This is a genomic window from uncultured Actinomyces sp., assembly GCF_963542285.1.
GTDB lineage: Bacteria > Actinomycetota > Actinomycetes > Actinomycetales > Actinomycetaceae > Pauljensenia.
Window position 1 is genome coordinate 157,855 of sequence record NZ_CAUTWQ010000002.1, and the last position, 16,622, is coordinate 174,476.

The following is a 16,622-nucleotide window of genomic DNA, read 5'->3' on the forward strand; positions in this document are numbered from 1 at the left end:
GACGTGGGCGAATCATCATTTATCGTCCCACCGAACAGTTAATACGATGCAGCAAAATGGGGAGGTTACCCGAGTTGTCCTTACTCAGTCGCACACCGGTTTCAACAGAGGCACCTGCAGAACCACGAGGTGTGAAGGTCCAATTGGACTGCGAGAAATCATCCCACATCGTGCACTTCATGGGGAGCGCATCGCTGGCCCAAGTCGAGGGAAGCGTCAGATAAACCATCTGGCACTGGTTGACATCCGCGCCACGCGCGTTTGCACTTGTGCACTGGCTTGTCGTGCCGCCGAAACCACCGATCACGTTGATCTTCGCAGTGTCGGTTCCGGTTCCAGCCAAGGTACCCCACGTCGTTCCAAGCGAGTTACGGGCACCCACACCAACCTCAATTGCCGAACCAGCGGGTGCGGTAATCGTTGCGCTGCCATTGAGAACTGCTCCCTGAGGAACTTCAGTCTCAACGCCACCGACCCTTTGCCAGACCACAACTTGATCGGGCGCAAGATATCCAGCCGGCGGGTTCGCATTCCAGCTCACCGTCACGCTTCCCTCGTGAACCGCAACTGTATAGGTCGGCTTCGTGGGGGCAGAAAGCGCCTTTGCGGTCACAGGAACCGCGCCACCAGCAACCTCTTGACCATTGACGTTGCCAACTTGGCGAATGAAGATCTGGACATCTCCATCGGAACCAATATTGATGGTTTCACCGCTAGTCACGGAGCTCCATGGGCCTCCGGCGCTGTGTGACCACTCGAGGTGGAGGTTACGGCTATTGAAGCCCTGTCCAGGATTGACGGAGAGGCCACTGACCTTCGTCATGCCGTGGTTACCAGTCGGTGTCGAGGAGAAGGAACCCACATTCGGGTTGAGGGGCGAGGTGAAGACCTGGAAGGCGACTTCATCGGATTCTGAACTGTCGTTCTTCCAGTTGTACGCGCGAATCTTCACACGGTAGTTCTCACCCACGGGAAGATCGGTAACGTAGTCATTGCGATCCCCACCAACTTCACCAACGGTTCGACCGTTGACATCAATGGTGTAGCGAGTAATTTCCGCGCCATTTGTACGCGGTGTTGTCCACGTGAAACGAACGCGTCCGGTATTGCCCTGTCCACCAACGTTTTCGACGCGGACTCCGTCAGTGCGATCCGGAGGACCAAAGGGTGTCACCTTCGCGGAGTTCTGCGAGGTCGGTGAAGGTTCTTCTGCACCGTTCTTCGCAGAGATTGCGACAGAGTAGGTCTGGCCGTTACGCAATCCATCGACGCGCCATTCAGTGACGTCGCCTGGGACCTCAATCTGACGTGCACCGCCGTTTTCGTACACGTAAAGCGTGTAGTTCTTGATCGCGGAACCCTGGTTGGTCGGGGGCGTCCATCTCACGACAATTGCACCGTTTTCGGGCTCAACTGTAGGCGCCAAGGGCGCTTCGGGACGCATATCGATGAGGACCTCGGGAGAGGCTGCCGAAGGATCTGAGGTACCGACCGCGTTATGCGCAACAACGGTGAAGGAGTGGCGCAGACCGTTCTCAAGACCCCTCAGTTCACACGAGCCTGACTCGCAGGGGTAGCTACGGCCCGTTGCGCGGTCCGTCGCAGTGAAACCGGTAATGGTTGCACCGTTATCAGCACCCGCTTGGAAGGTCACCAGCGCGCTGCCCGGGCCGGTCGCAGTCAGTGAGACATTCGTCGGAGCATCGGGGCGGTCACGGACCACCAAACGCACCGTGCCTTCAACGATACGGTCAGGGTCGCCCGTTGCGTCCATCAGGCGATAGCGGACGGTCATCTGTCCACGGAAACCAACCGCAGGAGTGATATTAAGGTTCGTTCCCTGGGGGTCAACGGTTCCTTCACCGATCTGAATAGATGCCCCAACAATGCGGATTGGCGTCTCAGGGAAGGGATTGATCGTGTAGCGCGTCAAATCAACGACCTCGAGACCACCCGAACGTGCTGCTTCCAAAAGCGCATCCGAGACCTGAATCAGTGGTCTGGTAGATGCGACAACAGTGATCGGAATCTGACCGCTTACTGCACCCGCACCGTCATCAACACTGACGGTTACCGAGCCGACAGAACCCTTTGGACGATCAACATCAGCTCGGACGCGCAGGATATGTCCGTCGAGGCTGATTGCAACGCCTTCGGGAAGGTTCGAAATGTCGTACTTAAAGCCCGCTGGGTCTGCACCTTCTGGGTCACGTACCATCTGCGCGAGGTCAACGGCAGTTGCTTCCTCTCCGGCAGCCACCCTAATCGCGGTAGGAATGAAGGAAACCGGCTGATTTTGCGTGGCTTCTACCTTCAGGGGCAGAGTCAAGGTCGCAGTAAGCGCTGAGTCATCGCCCGCAGCTCCATCAGAGACTTCGAAGGAGAAGGACGACTTCCCCGACCACTCTGAATTCACGTGGAAGCTCACATGCCGCTCGTCGCTCAAGGTCATTCCCTGATCGATGCCGGCAGAAGGACGAAGTGTTGCGGCATTGGTGATACGCGGACTGCGTCCTTCGCGAACGATGACGTAGTCGGAAATATCGAGGGTGACGTCTTCACCGGCACGTACCTTGACGGGGACCTTCGTGGTATCGATTGTCGGCTGGTTGTGCTTAAGTCCAGGTACGGAAACAACTGCCGAGGAGCTCAAACCGTCGGCATCAGTAACCGTGTAGACGATCATCATGCGCTCTTCTTGAGGAGTGATGATCAAGTCGGAACCGTTCACTTCGACGCCTGCGGCCTTCGTGGACACACGCAGGTTGTTGACATCGCCATCCGGGTCTTCATCATTCGCCAAAACCGGCACCTTTACAGTGCCGCCCTTTGCTGGCAACTGCGAGGCCGCAACAACGTCATCTCGCGCAATGGGAGCTTGGAGCAGCGCGTCATTTGCGACGTTGATTGTCAATGTTCCACGTGAAGTACCACCGCGGTTATCGGTGACCTCATAGGACACCAGATAGGAACCATCCTGCGCGGGGGTCGTTAAAACAATGGAATTTCCACGAATTTCCGGCTTTAGTTCAGCGGTCGCAGTCTGAAGAGAACCGGGGACAATCGAGATTGGATCGCCGTCGGGATCAATATCATTTTGGAGCACTGCGACACCCAGTTGCCTGTTCGGACGGGTCAGAACGGTATCTGGAACCGCCGTCGGAGGTTGATTGATTGTTGCAGGCTGGGCAATACCCACGCGTACACGTGCAGATGCTTGCTTCCCCTGACGATCTTCAACGATGTAGGTAAAGACATCGGTACCCGTCGTATTGGGCGCCGGGGTGTATTCCAGCCAGTCCACGCCGAGCTCGACAGTGCCTTTGGTCGGGGATTGTTCGATACCAACCAGCGTGACTGAGTCACCGTCGGGATCAATGCCATTCAAAGGCACAGGAATACGGGTCGTTTCACCGCTCACAGCCCAGGCAGTCAGTGCCTTCGGCTGCGGCTGTGCATTGGTTCCGCTCTTGGGAAGAACCTCAAAGGTCACGGTTGACGTCGCCATGTTCCCTGCGCTGTCGCGCACCGTGTAGGCAACATGCATAACACCCGGAGTATTCCCCGCCTCAAGACGGACCAAGTTACCCGTCACAAAGGGGGTGCCCACGGCCTCGTTCGGGGTGAACTGGAGGTTCGGGTCGACGTTCAAGGTCAAACCAGAAGGAGAACGGTCATTGGCAAGCACCGAGACCGAGGCGATATCACCGACACGTACGCGCGTGCGGTCTGGCTGCAACTCGGGAGGTTGCTTCGTGTCCTGTGCGCTAGTTGGAACGACGGTTATTCGCGCCTTAGCGGTATTCGTACCGTTGGAGACGACATAGTCGAAGGACACTGAGCTTTCGAGGCCGCCGGGGGCAGTAATGCGCAACAGATGGCGGTCGACCAGAGTCACTTCCAGGCCGAGATTTGCAGGGACTTCAATTCTTTGGACGACCAGCACGCCACCAGCGGGATCTGAGTCGTTATTCAGGGGCGCAACCAGTGCGGAGCCGCCTGCGGGCAGGACGGCGAGGTCATCCTCAGCGACGGGAACTGCCTGCTGATCGGCCTCGACAACGTCAACGCGAATAACACCCAGAGCGGTCGAAGGACCGTCGGAAACGGTATAGGTGAATTGGTAGGAACCGGGAGCTTGGGCAACGAAATTTACCGTTCCCAGTTCAAGATCGGGTGTAATTTGGCTTCCCGCGGGCGCAACTGAAAGAGCAACCAGGGACAGGTTGTCTCCGTTGGGGTCAGTGTCATTTGCTAGCGGGGAAATTGTCGCTACTTCACCAGCACGCGCGACGTAGAAGTCTGCGTTCGCTACGGGAGGTAAGTTACCGGGGTTCTGAACATTAACAGTGAGGGTGCCAGTGGTACTCTGACGGCCGTCTGAGACCTCAAGGGTGATCGTGTGCGCACCCACGCTCGCACCGAGATCTCGGATTTGAAGGGTTCCTTCCTCGCGGAACTGAAGTTCAATGCCTTCTGGGGCATGAGCATTCGCTAAGAAGATTGGGTCGCCATCCGGGTCTTGCCAGTCAGTCAACACGTTGTACTCGATTTGAGCACGGTTGCCGAGAGTGACACCGGGATCGCGAAGCTGCTTCGGACCAGCGTTCATCTCCCACGGGTGCACGGTCACATTCACGCGAGCGGTGGCAACCGCTTTACCGTCGGATGCCTCATAAGTAAAGGACGTGCTGCCGGTCTGGTTATCGGGAACATCCGTAATTTGAAGAGCTCGCCCACCGCGGGTACGCGTAACCTTCCCAAACTGCGGATCGGTGACTGGACGAGCGGTCAGGACGTCTCCATCCGCATCAGAATCATTGTTGAGGACCGGAAGCGTAGTGGTTCGACCGGGGCGAATACCGAAGTCGTCATCAACCGCATCGGGAGGAGTGTTCTGCTCTTTTCGCTCTGGGTCTGCGATCTGATCCGTGACCTGAGGAGAGTCCTCTTGCTTTTCCTTCTTTTCAAGCTGAGATTCGATCTGATCCCAGTCGTTCATCAAGACCATGTCGTGTTCGGGCATCCATACCGATCCCGAAGTGGTGTCATTGAGAACAATACGAGTGCGGTTTGTTCTGAAAACAATTGATTGAGCTGACTTCAATGAGTCAACTGTCATCTGTTTGTTAAGGCTGGGATCAGTGCAGTTTCGCACGTATGCACCGGATTTTGACCATGCGGCGTAGGCACACCCCTTGTGGAAGACGGGACGCGAAGGTGTACCCGATGCACCGTCATTTGAAGCCGGAATCTTCGTGGCTGCTCCACCCTTGAGAGGGATGGAGATCAGCTCGCGGTCTGTTGCGAGAAGCACGGAAGACGATTCGGGACCAGATTCTTGCAGAGTGATGTTTCCGCTGATGCCATCATCGGCAAGGTTGCGAAGCTTTCCATCGGGAAGAACCAGAACTCGATTTCGCTGATCCAAAGCAACGGGCTGCTCACCCACTGCAGTCATCACCAGTTCAGCGTTACCGGAAAGACCCTCAACATCCTGCGATTTCAGGCGGTTCAATTGACCTTCGCGGGTGACGGTAATACGACGGCCACCTTGGGCTGAGATGGCAAAAAGAGTACCCTTCTGGGAAACGGCAACAGCTCCCTGTTCCATATCGCTTGCCAGCGCACCCTCGTCGGTATAGGCAGTACCGGAAGGACTAGACACTTGAGCGAGCCAGACCTGACCTTGAGACGCATCCATGACTGCAAGTCGTGATCCACCCTGAACTACCTTCGCATTTTCGGGTAGCGAAGTCGCTGCGCCTACAGAAACTTGAGCAACATCAATAGGAGCAACCGAGTGGCTTGTTTTATCAGTGAAGCTAACGTCATTACCCGATTGACCGATATCAAATTCGGTCGTTTTTGTGCGCAGAGCACTGTCAAGGATTCGGGAATCATAGTTCAGGTGGCCAACAAGTCGTTTCGAAGAATTTGTCACCCAAATTCCACCATCATCGACATCGACTTCGGCAGTCGTGACACCCTGGTGAAGGATGGCAAGAGTTGAAACGGTGACGGTAAAAGCAGCAACCAGCGCAGCCGGAAGACGGCGTCGATTAACGCGCGATGCGGATGCACGATGCAGCTGCTTCATATATTTTTCACCACTCTTGCTGATGGGTAGGGGAATTTATTCTTCTATTTGGCCTCTTTTAGTGTCCCACGACCCGCCCTCATTTGAAGAACTCAAGTCAAATATCACATTGACTGTTTTCAGTTTTTCCGCGATATTTCGCGGAAAAACTCCTACAAATTACATTCATGTATGTACTGAAGACCAAGTTTGAATCAAACAGAAACCGAGCGGGGACCTGCGCAACAATTCTCGCAGACCCCCGCCCGGCCTCGTACAACAAGTCACGGAGAACTCAAAGGAACTATCCAAGGAGCCCCGCCACTATCGGTCTTACTGACCGTTGAAGGTGAACTCGCGTTCTGCCCCTTCTCCCTTCACGCCGACAGTGACAACCTGTCCCGGAAGGATATCGCCGAAGAGAATACGCTCGGAAAGCGCATCTTCGATATCACGCTGAATCGCACGACGCAGCGGACGAGCACCCAGAACCGGATCGAAACCGCGATCTGCAAGCAGCTCACGCGCCTCGTCGGTGATCTGAAGCTTCATATCCTGAGCCTCCATACGCTTGGCAAGGTTGGCGATCATCAGATCCACGATCTGCTTGATCTGTTCCTTGTCCAGCGGCGGGAAGACCACGACCTCGTCCACACGGTTGAGGAACTCGGGGCGGAAGTGCTGCTTAAGCTCTTCGTTCACCTTGGCCTTCATACGCGAGTAATCGTGAGTGATGTTCTCGGTGGACTGGAAGCCCGTGAGCACGCCCTTATTGATATCGCGCGTTCCAAGGTTGGTGGTCATGATGATCACCGTGTTCTTGAAGTCAACCTTGCGGCCCTGCGAATCGGTCAGGCGACCTTCTTCCAGAATCTGCAACAGCGAGTTGAAGATATCCGGGTGAGCCTTCTCGACCTCATCGAAGAGGACGACAGAGAAGGGCCGACGACGGACCTTTTCGGTGAGCTCGCCACCCTCGTCGTAGCCAACGTAGCCGGGAGGGGCGCCGAAAAGACGCGAGGAGGTGTGCTTCTCAGAGAACTCGGACATATCGAGCTGGATCAGCGCATCCTCATCACCAAAGAGGAACTCGGCCAGAGCCTTCGCAAGCTCCGTCTTACCCACACCGGTCGGGCCGGCGAAGATGAAGGAGCCACCGGGACGCTTCGGGTCCTTCAGGCCGCTTCGAGTACGACGGATCGACTGAGCCAGAGCCTTAACCGCGGCATCTTGACCGATGACGCGCTTGTGCAGCTCGTCTTCCATCTTGAGCAGCTTCGCAGACTCGGTCTGGGTCAGCTTGAAGACCGGAATACCCGTCGACATCGCCAAAACCTCGGCGATATCATCCTCGCCGACCTCGGCGATCGCCTCGCGCGAACCATCGCGCCAGCTGGATTCCTTCTGCTTGCGCTCTTCGGTCAGCTTTTGCTCCTCATCACGAAGAGCAGCGGCCTTTTCGAAGTCCTGATCGTCGATCGCGGACTCCTTATTGCGCTTCACTTCGGCGATCTTCTCGTCCAGCTCGCGCAACTCCGGCGGCGCGGTCATGCGGGAAATACGCAGGCGAGCACCGGCCTCGTCCATCAGGTCAATAGCCTTATCCGGAAGGAAGCGGTCAGAAACATAGCGGTCGGCCAGCTCAGCGGCAGCCTGGATCGCGGCGTCGGTAATGATGACGCGGTGGTGGGCCTCGTAGCGATCGCGCAGGCCCTTGAGGATGCCCACGGTCTCTTCGATGCTGGGCTCGTCAACCTTCACCGGCTGGAAACGACGTTCAAGAGCCGCATCCTTTTCAATGTACTTGCGGTACTCGTCGCTGGTGGTTGCACCAATCGTCTGCAGCTCACCGCGCGCAAGCATGGGCTTGAGCATTTGCGAGGCGTCGATGGAGCCTTCCGCGGCACCTGCACCGACCAGGGTGTGGATCTCGTCGATGAAGAGGATGATGTCGCCGCGAGTACGAATTTCCTTGAGGATCTTCTTGAGGCGCTCTTCGAAGTCACCGCGGTAGCGCGAGCCGGCGACCAGCGCGCCCATATCGAGGCTGTAGATCTGCTTGTCCTTGATCGTTTCGGGCACGTCACCGGCAACGATTGCCTGGGCAAGGCCCTCAACAACGGCGGTCTTACCGACGCCCGGCTCACCAACTAGAACCGGGTTGTTCTTCGTGCGGCGCGAGAGGACCTGCATAACGCGCTGCATTTCAGTGCGGCGACCAATCACCGGGTCGAGCTTGTTTTCACGGGCAGCCTGGGTGAGGTTACGGCCAAACTGTTCGAGAATCGCCGAGTTTGTCTGACCTGAACCGGTGGAAGAAGCACCAACACCAACGCTTTCGCGGCCGTCATCGCTATTGCGCTGGTAGCCGGAGAGAAGTTCGATAACGGTCTGGCGAACCTTGCTCAGATCGGTACCCAGCTTGATGAGAACCTGCGAGGCAACGCCTTCGCCTTCCTTGAGCAGGCCAAGGAGAAGGTGCTCGGTACCAATGTAGTTGTGGCCGAGCTGCAACGCCTCACGCAGGCTGAGTTCGAAAACACGCTTGGCACGAGGGGTGAAGGGAATGTGCCCTTCGACCGGCTTCTCGCCTTCACCGATAATGTCGATGACCGCTGCGCGGACCGCATCCTTATTGATGTCAAGGCTTTCCAAGGCCTTCGCGGCCACGCCTTCGCCCTCGGTAATCAGACCAAGCAGAAGATGCTCGGTACCGATGTAGTTGTGATTGAGGCTGCGCGCTTCATCTTGCGCGAGGACGACGACCCGTCGGGCTCGGTCCGTAAAGCGTTCAAACATCGTTTCTCCCTTTGGTTCAGGTCACAGTCTCACGTACGCGACCTGCTTTTCACTGAGTCCCACACTACGGGGTAGCGAGGCCGTGCGCGCGTTTGTTCACCAAGGGCAGATGTAATTAGTTGACGTGGGTTCCACGAAGGTCCCCTTCACGACGGAGTGCGTCTTTCCAGATGCGCATCTGGCCTATTCTCTAAACCTCAATAACTAGGGTGTAGGGGCCATCATTGACAAGTTCCACGGACATCATTGCGCCGAAACGCCCGGTCTCAACATGGATTCCGCGGGTACGCAGTTCCTCAACAACGGCGTCGACCAGAGGCTCGGCGACGGGTCCCGGCGCCGCCTTTGACCACGAGGGACGCCGACCTTTACGCACATCTCCATAGAGCGTAAATTGCGAAACAACGAGGACGCTGGCTTCTTCTGCGCGATCCTGAATAGATGTCTCGTCCTCAAAGATCCGCAATTCTGCAATCTTCCGCGCAAGAGTTTTTGCCTGCTCAAGGGTGTCCTCGTGAGTGACACCGACAAGGACAAGAGCCCCCGGCCCCGGACATTCGCCGATTACCTCACCATCAACCGATACCGAGGCGCGAGTGACGCGCTGCAAAATTCCACGCATGAGCGTGCTCCTTGGCTCTTAATGTTGTGTCCACAGACGTGTTCTGTCCGCAGATTTTTCCGCTGATTAGTCTGTTACCGGCCGCCGATTGATTTACCGCCGAGTGCGGGGACATCGGGCCGGCGCAGATCTGGATTGTGCAATTCAGCGCCCGGTCGTTCCTTCGGCGACACCGAGGACTTCCCATCGATCGGGACAATAAGTTCTTGCGCTGCTGCAATTCCATCCAAGTCCAGAACGACATCGGGTGAGAGCGCACGCGAAACCACAGCAAGAGCAATCGGCCCCATATCGGCATGACGAGCAACCGATGTCACCACGCCCACACGACGTCCACCCACTTCGATGAATTGTCCCGGATTTGGAAGATCTCCCCTGGAACCATCTAATTGCAGGAAGACCATACGCCTTGCAGGACGCCCCAGGTTCAAGATCCGAGCAACAGCTTCTTGTCCTCGGTAGCACCCCTTATTCGTGTGAACCGCAGTACGCAGCCAGTCCAGTTCAGCCGGCATCGAGCGAGCGTCAGTCTCATGGCCCAGACGTGGGCGCCACGTTGCAATCCGCGTTGCTTCCCATGCTGCAATTCCCGCAGCCCGACGCTTCGGCGCACCTTCACTCCACACGCGCCAGAATTCCTGGGCCTGCTGTCTTGGAACAAGGTGGATGTGGAAGGCAAGAGATTCACCCGGGTGCTTCCCCTGGTAATACGCCGCTCCCCCATCGACGACTCCCGGCCACGGATCATTCCATGTCAGCGCAACCTGATCGCACTGGGAAACTCCGCTGTCCCCCATGCTTCCAACCAACCACCAGCGCTGCGAAATCGTCACTTCGACTCGAAGCGCAAAACGCATAGAGTTGAGCCAATCAGCCAAGGCTTGGGCGTCAGAGGCCTCGGTAATGAGGTAGAGAACTTCCCCATCATCGATAGCGCCGCATGCGTGCTCGATATGCCCCTGGGGGTTCATAATCAGCAGTTCGCGTGATTCTCCGGGAGCCATTCCCGTCAAAACCTGGCTTGATATTGAGGTCAGCCACGTCAGTCGATCGGGACCTGATACTTCAACAACGGCAAGGTCAGGGCGGTCGGTAATTGCTCGACCTGCCTCTAGGGCCCACTGTTCCCCAGAGGGATCTCCATAGTGAGCAGTTACACCAAAAGCGACATCGCCTTCTACGTCTTCAAGGGCAACCGCGCCTGGAAGCGTCGCCAGTGGAGACTTCCACTGCGTTTCGCTCTGTGTCACTTACTCACCATCCTTCTGCTCAGTTTCCTCAAGCTCATCGACGCGCATGAGTCGTCCAGAAAGCTCAACATGACTTTCATGGTCATCTCCCTGACGCTCATTCGCCCAGAGCATTTCGCCCGCAACCAAACCATACATACGCGAAAAACGTTCAAAATCTGTGGCCTCTGGATCACGAATCAGCAGATCAGTCTCCATCTGAATGCGCGGTCCCATTGAACGACCAACCCAGCGAGCGCTGTAACCATCACTTTGAGCACCCTGCGCGACCATTTCACGGGTTTCATACTGACCGGGTTCGGGCAGAACGCCGGAACCGGGAAGCAATGAGACGTACAAAGTCTCCTCACGCATCAGTTCACCGACTTCCAGCGCCGCAATACCGCGAGCCGCATCCCAAATCGGATCGATACTTTCGCGGGCAGTTGCAGAGTAGATTCGCGTGACGAGCTTCATCTGCTTTCCGCAGATCGTGCCTTCTGCCTCTTCATAAATCGGCTGGTCATCAGCTTCGTCAATGCTGAGCATTCCCCAGCCCTTCCACGGGCCAAGCATCCAAGCCAAAGGAGCGATTTCTAGGGGCAGGTTTTCTGGAATGGAGAACATGACTCCAGCCTAAGCGGCCACACCCCCATCTGCGAACTGAGTTTGCCGACAGCGGAGGAAGCGCCTTGCCTCATCGATTAAATTCCACCGATTCGGAACATGATGTACACCGGTAGCGAGGCCATGAGGAACTTCGCGCTCCCCCGCGCAATCGCACCAATTGTCGGCCGCGCCCACTCGGTATCGCCCATCAAACCATCCAGAACAATCACGACCAAGGCGACAGCAATCCCCGTGAAAATACCCAGAATTGCAACAGCGGTTGTCAGTCCCGAATAGGCCGCAAGCCCGGGCAGAACAATTGGACTGAGATCCGCGCTTTGACCCAGTTTCCACACCGCTACCGAGGCGATCACTCCAGAAAGCAGCGCCGCACCCAGAGCCCCAAGGGATTGCGAGCGGAAACCCGCTCCAATCTGGTCGCCCCACACGGTACACGAAACAATCACACAGGCGATGGGAACCGCAATCCTCCAGCCCTGCGAAGATGCAAGCGTCACCCACGAGGATCCCGAAACCACGACAAGCAGCGCAGTAAGCGAGCTCATTAACGAGGCCGTTGTTGAGCGCGTCGCCCAAGAACCGTGACCGCTGGAAGAGTAATCGCGCGGCGTCGAGGCGGTGAAGACTTCCACCGCGACAACCGCAACCGTCCCCAAGCCCATGACCGCACTGGCCACCATCAAGTCAGCGCTGATCGTCACAACCAACGCTGCAATGCAGCCGGCGAGGCCGACGGTAACTTGTGCCGGAACCGTGACCTTCGTATTGGTTAGAGAGGGCCAGCCTGCGGCCAGCAAGCACGAGGCCAGCGCGACGACTAATGAGCAGGCCCATGATTCCCACGGAGTGAACCACAGGATAAAAGTTGCCAGCGAAAGAGCTGCAACAGTGAGTGCAGAGGTATGAAGCCCTCGACGTAGAGCGGGGTTAATTGATTCGCTCTCACTCATCGCATAGGGCACACGCGTGGTGTCTGGAGCGTGTCGGACTCCATGTCGGATGCGAATAATCCCCGTGTGAGTGCTCACATGCTCACGCGTGGGGTCATATTCCTGAGCTTCATGTGCGCTCGTCCGGTGAGATGCATCTTGCTCACGTGAGTGGCGACCTGAAGATCGATGCTTTTCACCCGTACTTTGAGCGCTTTCCTGCGCTTGTGCTGCAGCGCGTTGCCGTTGGCGCTCGCGGCGCGAGGGCAGTTTCGCAGGGGAAGGCTCAAGATGCTCCATTCCTCTATGGTCCCACATGGCTGCTGTTGAGGCCTCAGCGGCACGGAATGCGTCGACCAGTGCCGTGTTCTATGCTCAGTGGTGCGTACCGAGTTGTTAAGCCCCGGGCTCCAACCTCTGCCGCTACGAGCGGCCTTCGCGCCGACAGGCGCTTTCGGCTCGGTGCGCGCCTTTTTATTGCCCAAAATGCACCAACGCCGCAACCCACACTCTGGGGGCGCGACGTCGGCCTCGAAAAATCAACCGCTCAGCAGAGGGTTACTCCCCCAGCAGCGGGAAACGGATAATGGTCGCCTCGCGGCCAGGACCAACCCCAATCGAGGAAATTCGGCAGCCCACGAGCTCCTCAAGACGCAGGATGTACGCCTGCGCGGCCTCGGGAAGCTCATCGAAACTCCGGCATCCGGTGATGTCTTCACTCCAGCCTGGAACCATTTCGTAAACGGGGACTGCGCGGGCGAAATCAACCTGATCCGGCGGCATTTCATCGACGACAATGCCGTCAAGTTCATATCCCACACACACGGGAATTTCCTTGTAACCAGTGAGGACGTCCAGTTTGGTCAGGCACAGGTCGGTCAAACCGTTCACGCGTGCTGCATAGCGCACGACAACGGCATCAAACCAGCCGGTACGGCGCGGACGGCCAGTTGTCACACCGAACTCACCACCGCGCGTACGCAAATCCTCGCCGACTTCATCATCAAGCTCGGTCGGGAAGGGGCCCTCACCCACGCGTGTCGTGTAGGCCTTCGCCACGCCAACAACGCAATCGATACGCGTCGGGCCAACGCCTGCACCCGCGAGCGCACCTCCAGCGGTCGGGTTGGAGGAGGTAACGAAGGGATAGGTGCCGTGATCGATATCGAGCATGGTCGCCTGACCGCCCTCGAAAAGAACGGTTTCACCGCGGTCAAGTGCATCATTGACGACCAAGGACACATCGCACATCATCGGCTCGATACGGTCTGCGAAAGACAGAAGGTGATCGGTCACTTCGGTGGGGTCCAGGGTGGGCAGGCCCACGGCCTCGAAAATCGTATTCTTCGGAGCCAGAGCGGCTTCAACCTTGGCGCGAAGGGCCTCGGGGTGGAAAAGATCCTGAATACGGATGCCAATGCGGTTCATCTTATCGGCATAGGTCGGGCCAATACCGCGACCTGTCGTGCCGATCTGATTGTTGCCGCGAGCACGCTCATTCGCCTGATCCATGAGGCGGTTATACGCAGGAATGATGTGTGCATTCGCTGAAATGAGCAGTCGTGAACAGTCCACGCCGCGGCCTGAGATCTCGGCAAGTTCCTCGAAAAGAACATCGAGGTCGACGACAACGCCATTGCCAATGATCGGTGTGACGCCCTCGGAGAGAATTCCCGCGGGAAGTAAGTGAAGCGCATACTTTTCACCGTCGATAACAACCGTGTGACCCGCATTGTTACCGCCGTTGAACTTAACGACGTAATCGGTGTGTTGTCCCAGCTGGTCGGTAGCTTTTCCCTTGCCTTCGTCGCCCCATTGGGCGCCGAGAACGATGACGGCGGGCATGTTTTCTCCGTTTTTCAATGCATTGCGGGTATGAAGTTGTTGCGTGCGCAGGGCGCAACGGATTCAAGTTTAGCCGAGGATCGCGCGAGGTGAGAGGGACCTTCTAGGCGAGGCCGCTGAGTCGTAACCTCAGGGCGCCCTCATTATTCCCAGTCGTTGCTTAGGCCGCAGCGGGACTCTGGAGTAGCAGGCCAACAACCCACAATGTCGCGGCACTCAGAGCGGCAATCAATTCAATCGCAATGGTCCAACCAAAAGCCTTGAGCGCAACAACCGTGGCCTTCCACGCCTTCTGAGTATCCTGGTTACGCAAATATTCCACAATAAAAATGGCAGCAATCATGCCCAAAATCAGCCCCAGAGGAAGGCCAATAAACCAACCGACGAAACCGCCGATTCCTCCCCACACTAAGGTGGATTGGGGAATTCCTGCCTTAGTCATTCCCCGGGCGGGGATGATGTATTTCAGGATTATTCCCAGAATCAAGATGACAGCGGAAATAGCAAAAATAATCCATGCGCTGCGTGTCCCGGTCATCCATGCCCACACCAAAATCGCGCCGCCAACGAAGGGCGAAGACGGCCAGACTTGGACAACGGCACCGACGACGCCGAAAAGAATAACCGCAGCGATAACGAGGATTGCTGTAAGACTCATGAATGGATCATAGCGTTTTTGAATTGAGAATCTTTTACGGCATGATTGGCTGAGTGCCCCGAGCGAAGGAGTGAACGATGGGTTTCATTAAACGCCGAGATCCCAATAAACATCCCGGTTTTCTTACAACGTCGGTCGCTCGCTATTCAGCGATGTACCCGGTCAATGAGTCACCTGAGCACGCTGTGGGGCGCTGCCTTGACTTTTGGAATCGTTTCGGCACGCGCGGAGAAACTCCCGGCTATCGGAAAGAGCTTGCCCTTCACGGCTGGACGGGGACCGAGATCATCATCGGATCAGACCTCAAAGAGTGGCTGTGGTCTGGAGTTACTGATGATTGGGTGAACTTCATGCCGCGTTTGTTCCCACAAAAGCTCAAGCGCTCGATGCTAGGGATGAATCGATTAGTGATTGCTGCGCGCCGCGCGTCCGCAGAGGGCGAGTTCTTTACTGAGCTTTACTGCACCCCAAGCGACATCATCGCGCAAAATGACTCGATTCTGAACGATGTTTTGTATGTGACCCTGCACCAGTTCGAAGAGGAATACCGAAACACTGGTTTTTTGCGCGGGGGCGCAACGTATTTCTACGCCGACGACCTGCCGAAAGACCACTTCTTAGAGACGCAAAACATCTACTGCATCCGCAGGGATGTCAAGCGCCGCCGCAAGGGCAAGATTTAAGAAAACACCCCCAGCCAAGTCTTAGGGCAGGGGGTGTTGTTCCCATTGAGCGCTATTTTCGCTACTCTCGCTACTTTTCTGCGCGGGCGCGACGAAGCGAATCGACCTCGTAAAGGGCAATTCCCGTCGCAACTGCCGCGTTCAGGGACTCAACCGAGGAAGCAATCGGAATTGAAACGATTTGATCGCAGGTTTGGCGAACGAGGCGAGAAAGGCCATTGCCTTCAGCGCCGGTGACAACGACCAGCGGGCCATCCGCCAACTTCAGGTCGCGCAGTTCAGTGTCGCCACCACCATCGAGGCCAACGACGAAGAACCCGGCCTTCTTGCAGTCTTCCAGTGCACGGACAAGGTTCGTGGCGCGTGCAACGGGCACGCGAGCTGCGGCACCGGCCGAGACCTTCCACGCAGTGGTATTAACACCCGCACTGCGACGCTCTGGGATGATCACACCATCAGCGCCGAATGCACCGGAACTACGCAAGACAGCGCCCAGGTTATGCGGATCGGTGACCTGATCAAGAGCTACCAGGAGCGGGATATCCAGCTGCTGCAAAGAATCTGCAATGAGATCCTCAACGTCGCGGTATTCGTAACCACGCACTTCGATGGCAACGCCCTGGTGGACCGCACCGTCAGTTGCGACGTCTAGGTCGCGGCGCGTCACTTCGTAGACGGGTGCGCCCAGTCCCGAGGCCAGGCGGACAACTTCCTCAACGCGGTCATCTTTCACGTTGTCAAGGACAAAGACACGTTCGATGGGCACTCCCGCACGCGCGGCCTCGGCAACGGGATTGCGACCGGCGATCAGCTCGTGGCCCTCAGCGATCTTGATGGAGGATTTCGCGCGAGCGCGTGCGATTGCGGCTTCCTGGGCCTCGCGAGCTTCACGTGCTTTCTTACGCTTGAACGCGGGATGGTAGGTGCGGTCTTCGGCCTTGGGGGTTGGCCCCTTACCTTCGAGGCGACGGCGCGAGTGACCACCGGTGCCGACCTTCGGGCCCTTCTTCGAGCCAGGCTTCCTTACGGCGCCGCGACGTCCATCATTTCCAGCCATCGTGTCTCCTTGTTTTGTCGTGAACTGAGACAAGCATACGGTGTCAGCTCAGCATCGGGGCGGCTAGGGCGCGCCTTCATCGATTTCGCAC

General features: G+C 57.0%; 10 protein-coding genes. 1 reads left to right on the forward strand and 9 read right to left on the reverse strand.

Features of this window, described 5'->3' with window-relative positions; all coding sequences use genetic code 11:
• Nucleotides 1-19: 19 nt before the first annotated feature.
• The 8 genes from RW023_RS01850 to RW023_RS01885 all read right to left on the reverse strand — a co-directional run bounded on the left by RW023_RS01850 (nt 20) and on the right by RW023_RS01885 (nt 14,791).
• On the reverse strand, nt 20-6,100 hold the full coding sequence (locus RW023_RS01850; protein ID WP_315579623.1) for an Ig-like domain-containing protein: 6,081 nt from the start codon (nt 6,098-6,100) through the stop codon (nt 20-22).
• Nucleotides 6,101-6,412: 312 nt separating this feature from the next.
• The gene (locus RW023_RS01855) at nt 6,413-8,878 is read right to left on the reverse strand and encodes an ATP-dependent Clp protease ATP-binding subunit (protein ID WP_315579624.1); all 2,466 of its coding nucleotides are present in this window, start codon (nt 8,876-8,878) and stop codon (nt 6,413-6,415) included.
• Nucleotides 8,879-9,068: 190 nt separating this feature from the next.
• Nucleotides 9,069-9,500, reverse strand: a complete 432-nt coding sequence (gene dtd, locus RW023_RS01860; RefSeq protein ID WP_291458866.1) for a D-aminoacyl-tRNA deacylase — start codon at nt 9,498-9,500, stop codon at nt 9,069-9,071.
• Between the two features lie 74 nt (nt 9,501-9,574).
• Nucleotides 9,575-10,750 carry a folate-binding protein gene (locus tag RW023_RS01865; protein ID WP_315579625.1) on the reverse strand — a complete coding sequence of 392 codons (1,176 nt, stop codon included), beginning with the start codon at nt 10,748-10,750 and terminating at the stop codon, nt 9,575-9,577.
• On the reverse strand, nt 10,751-11,356 hold the full coding sequence (locus tag RW023_RS01870) for a heme-binding beta-barrel domain-containing protein (protein ID WP_315579626.1): 606 nt from the start codon (nt 11,354-11,356) through the stop codon (nt 10,751-10,753).
• 77 nt (nt 11,357-11,433) lie between these two features.
• A complete protein-coding gene (locus tag RW023_RS01875) occupies nt 11,434-12,588 on the reverse strand; it encodes a hypothetical protein (protein WP_315579627.1) in 1,155 nt (384 codons plus the stop codon).
• 258 nt (nt 12,589-12,846) lie between these two features.
• Nucleotides 12,847-14,133, reverse strand: a complete 1,287-nt coding sequence (locus RW023_RS01880; RefSeq protein ID WP_315579628.1) for an adenylosuccinate synthase — start codon at nt 14,131-14,133, stop codon at nt 12,847-12,849.
• Between the two features lie 160 nt (nt 14,134-14,293).
• Nucleotides 14,294-14,791, reverse strand: coding sequence for a DUF456 domain-containing protein (locus RW023_RS01885; RefSeq protein ID WP_315579629.1), 498 nt, complete (start codon nt 14,789-14,791; stop codon nt 14,294-14,296).
• A 77-nt stretch (nt 14,792-14,868) separates the two neighbouring features.
• Here RW023_RS01885 and RW023_RS01890 point away from each other — a divergent pair, with 77 nt between their 5' ends.
• Nucleotides 14,869-15,474 carry a hypothetical protein gene (locus tag RW023_RS01890; RefSeq protein ID WP_315579630.1) on the forward strand — a complete coding sequence of 202 codons (606 nt, stop codon included), beginning with the start codon at nt 14,869-14,871 and terminating at the stop codon, nt 15,472-15,474.
• A 70-nt stretch (nt 15,475-15,544) separates the two neighbouring features.
• Here RW023_RS01890 and rlmB read toward each other — a convergent pair whose 3' ends face one another.
• Nucleotides 15,545-16,531 (reverse strand): 23S rRNA (guanosine(2251)-2'-O)-methyltransferase RlmB, encoded by a 987-nt coding sequence (rlmB, locus tag RW023_RS01895; RefSeq protein ID WP_315579631.1) that lies wholly within the window; start codon nt 16,529-16,531, stop codon nt 15,545-15,547.
• Between the last annotated feature and the right edge of the window lie 91 nt (nt 16,532-16,622).

Coding starts and splice junctions, on each gene's coding strand:
- RW023_RS01855 (WP_315579624.1), bottom strand. CDS start 8,878: ATGTTTGAACGCTTTACGGACCGAGCCCGACGGGTCGTCGTCCTCGCG.
- RW023_RS01885 (WP_315579629.1), bottom strand. CDS start 14,791: ATGAGTCTTACAGCAATCCTCGTTATCGCTGCGGTTATTCTTTTCGGC.
- RW023_RS01880 (WP_315579628.1), bottom strand. CDS start 14,133: ATGCCCGCCGTCATCGTTCTCGGCGCCCAATGGGGCGACGAAGGCAAG.
- rlmB (WP_315579631.1), bottom strand. CDS start 16,531: ATGGCTGGAAATGATGGACGTCGCGGCGCCGTAAGGAAGCCTGGCTCG.
- RW023_RS01870 (WP_315579626.1), bottom strand. CDS start 11,356: ATGTTCTCCATTCCAGAAAACCTGCCCCTAGAAATCGCTCCTTTGGCT.
- RW023_RS01875 (WP_315579627.1), bottom strand. CDS start 12,588: ATGGAGCATCTTGAGCCTTCCCCTGCGAAACTGCCCTCGCGCCGCGAG.
- dtd (WP_291458866.1), bottom strand. CDS start 9,500: ATGCGTGGAATTTTGCAGCGCGTCACTCGCGCCTCGGTATCGGTTGAT.
- RW023_RS01850 (WP_315579623.1), bottom strand. CDS start 6,100: ATGAAGCAGCTGCATCGTGCATCCGCATCGCGCGTTAATCGACGCCGT.
- RW023_RS01890 (WP_315579630.1), top strand. CDS start 14,869: ATGGGTTTCATTAAACGCCGAGATCCCAATAAACATCCCGGTTTTCTT.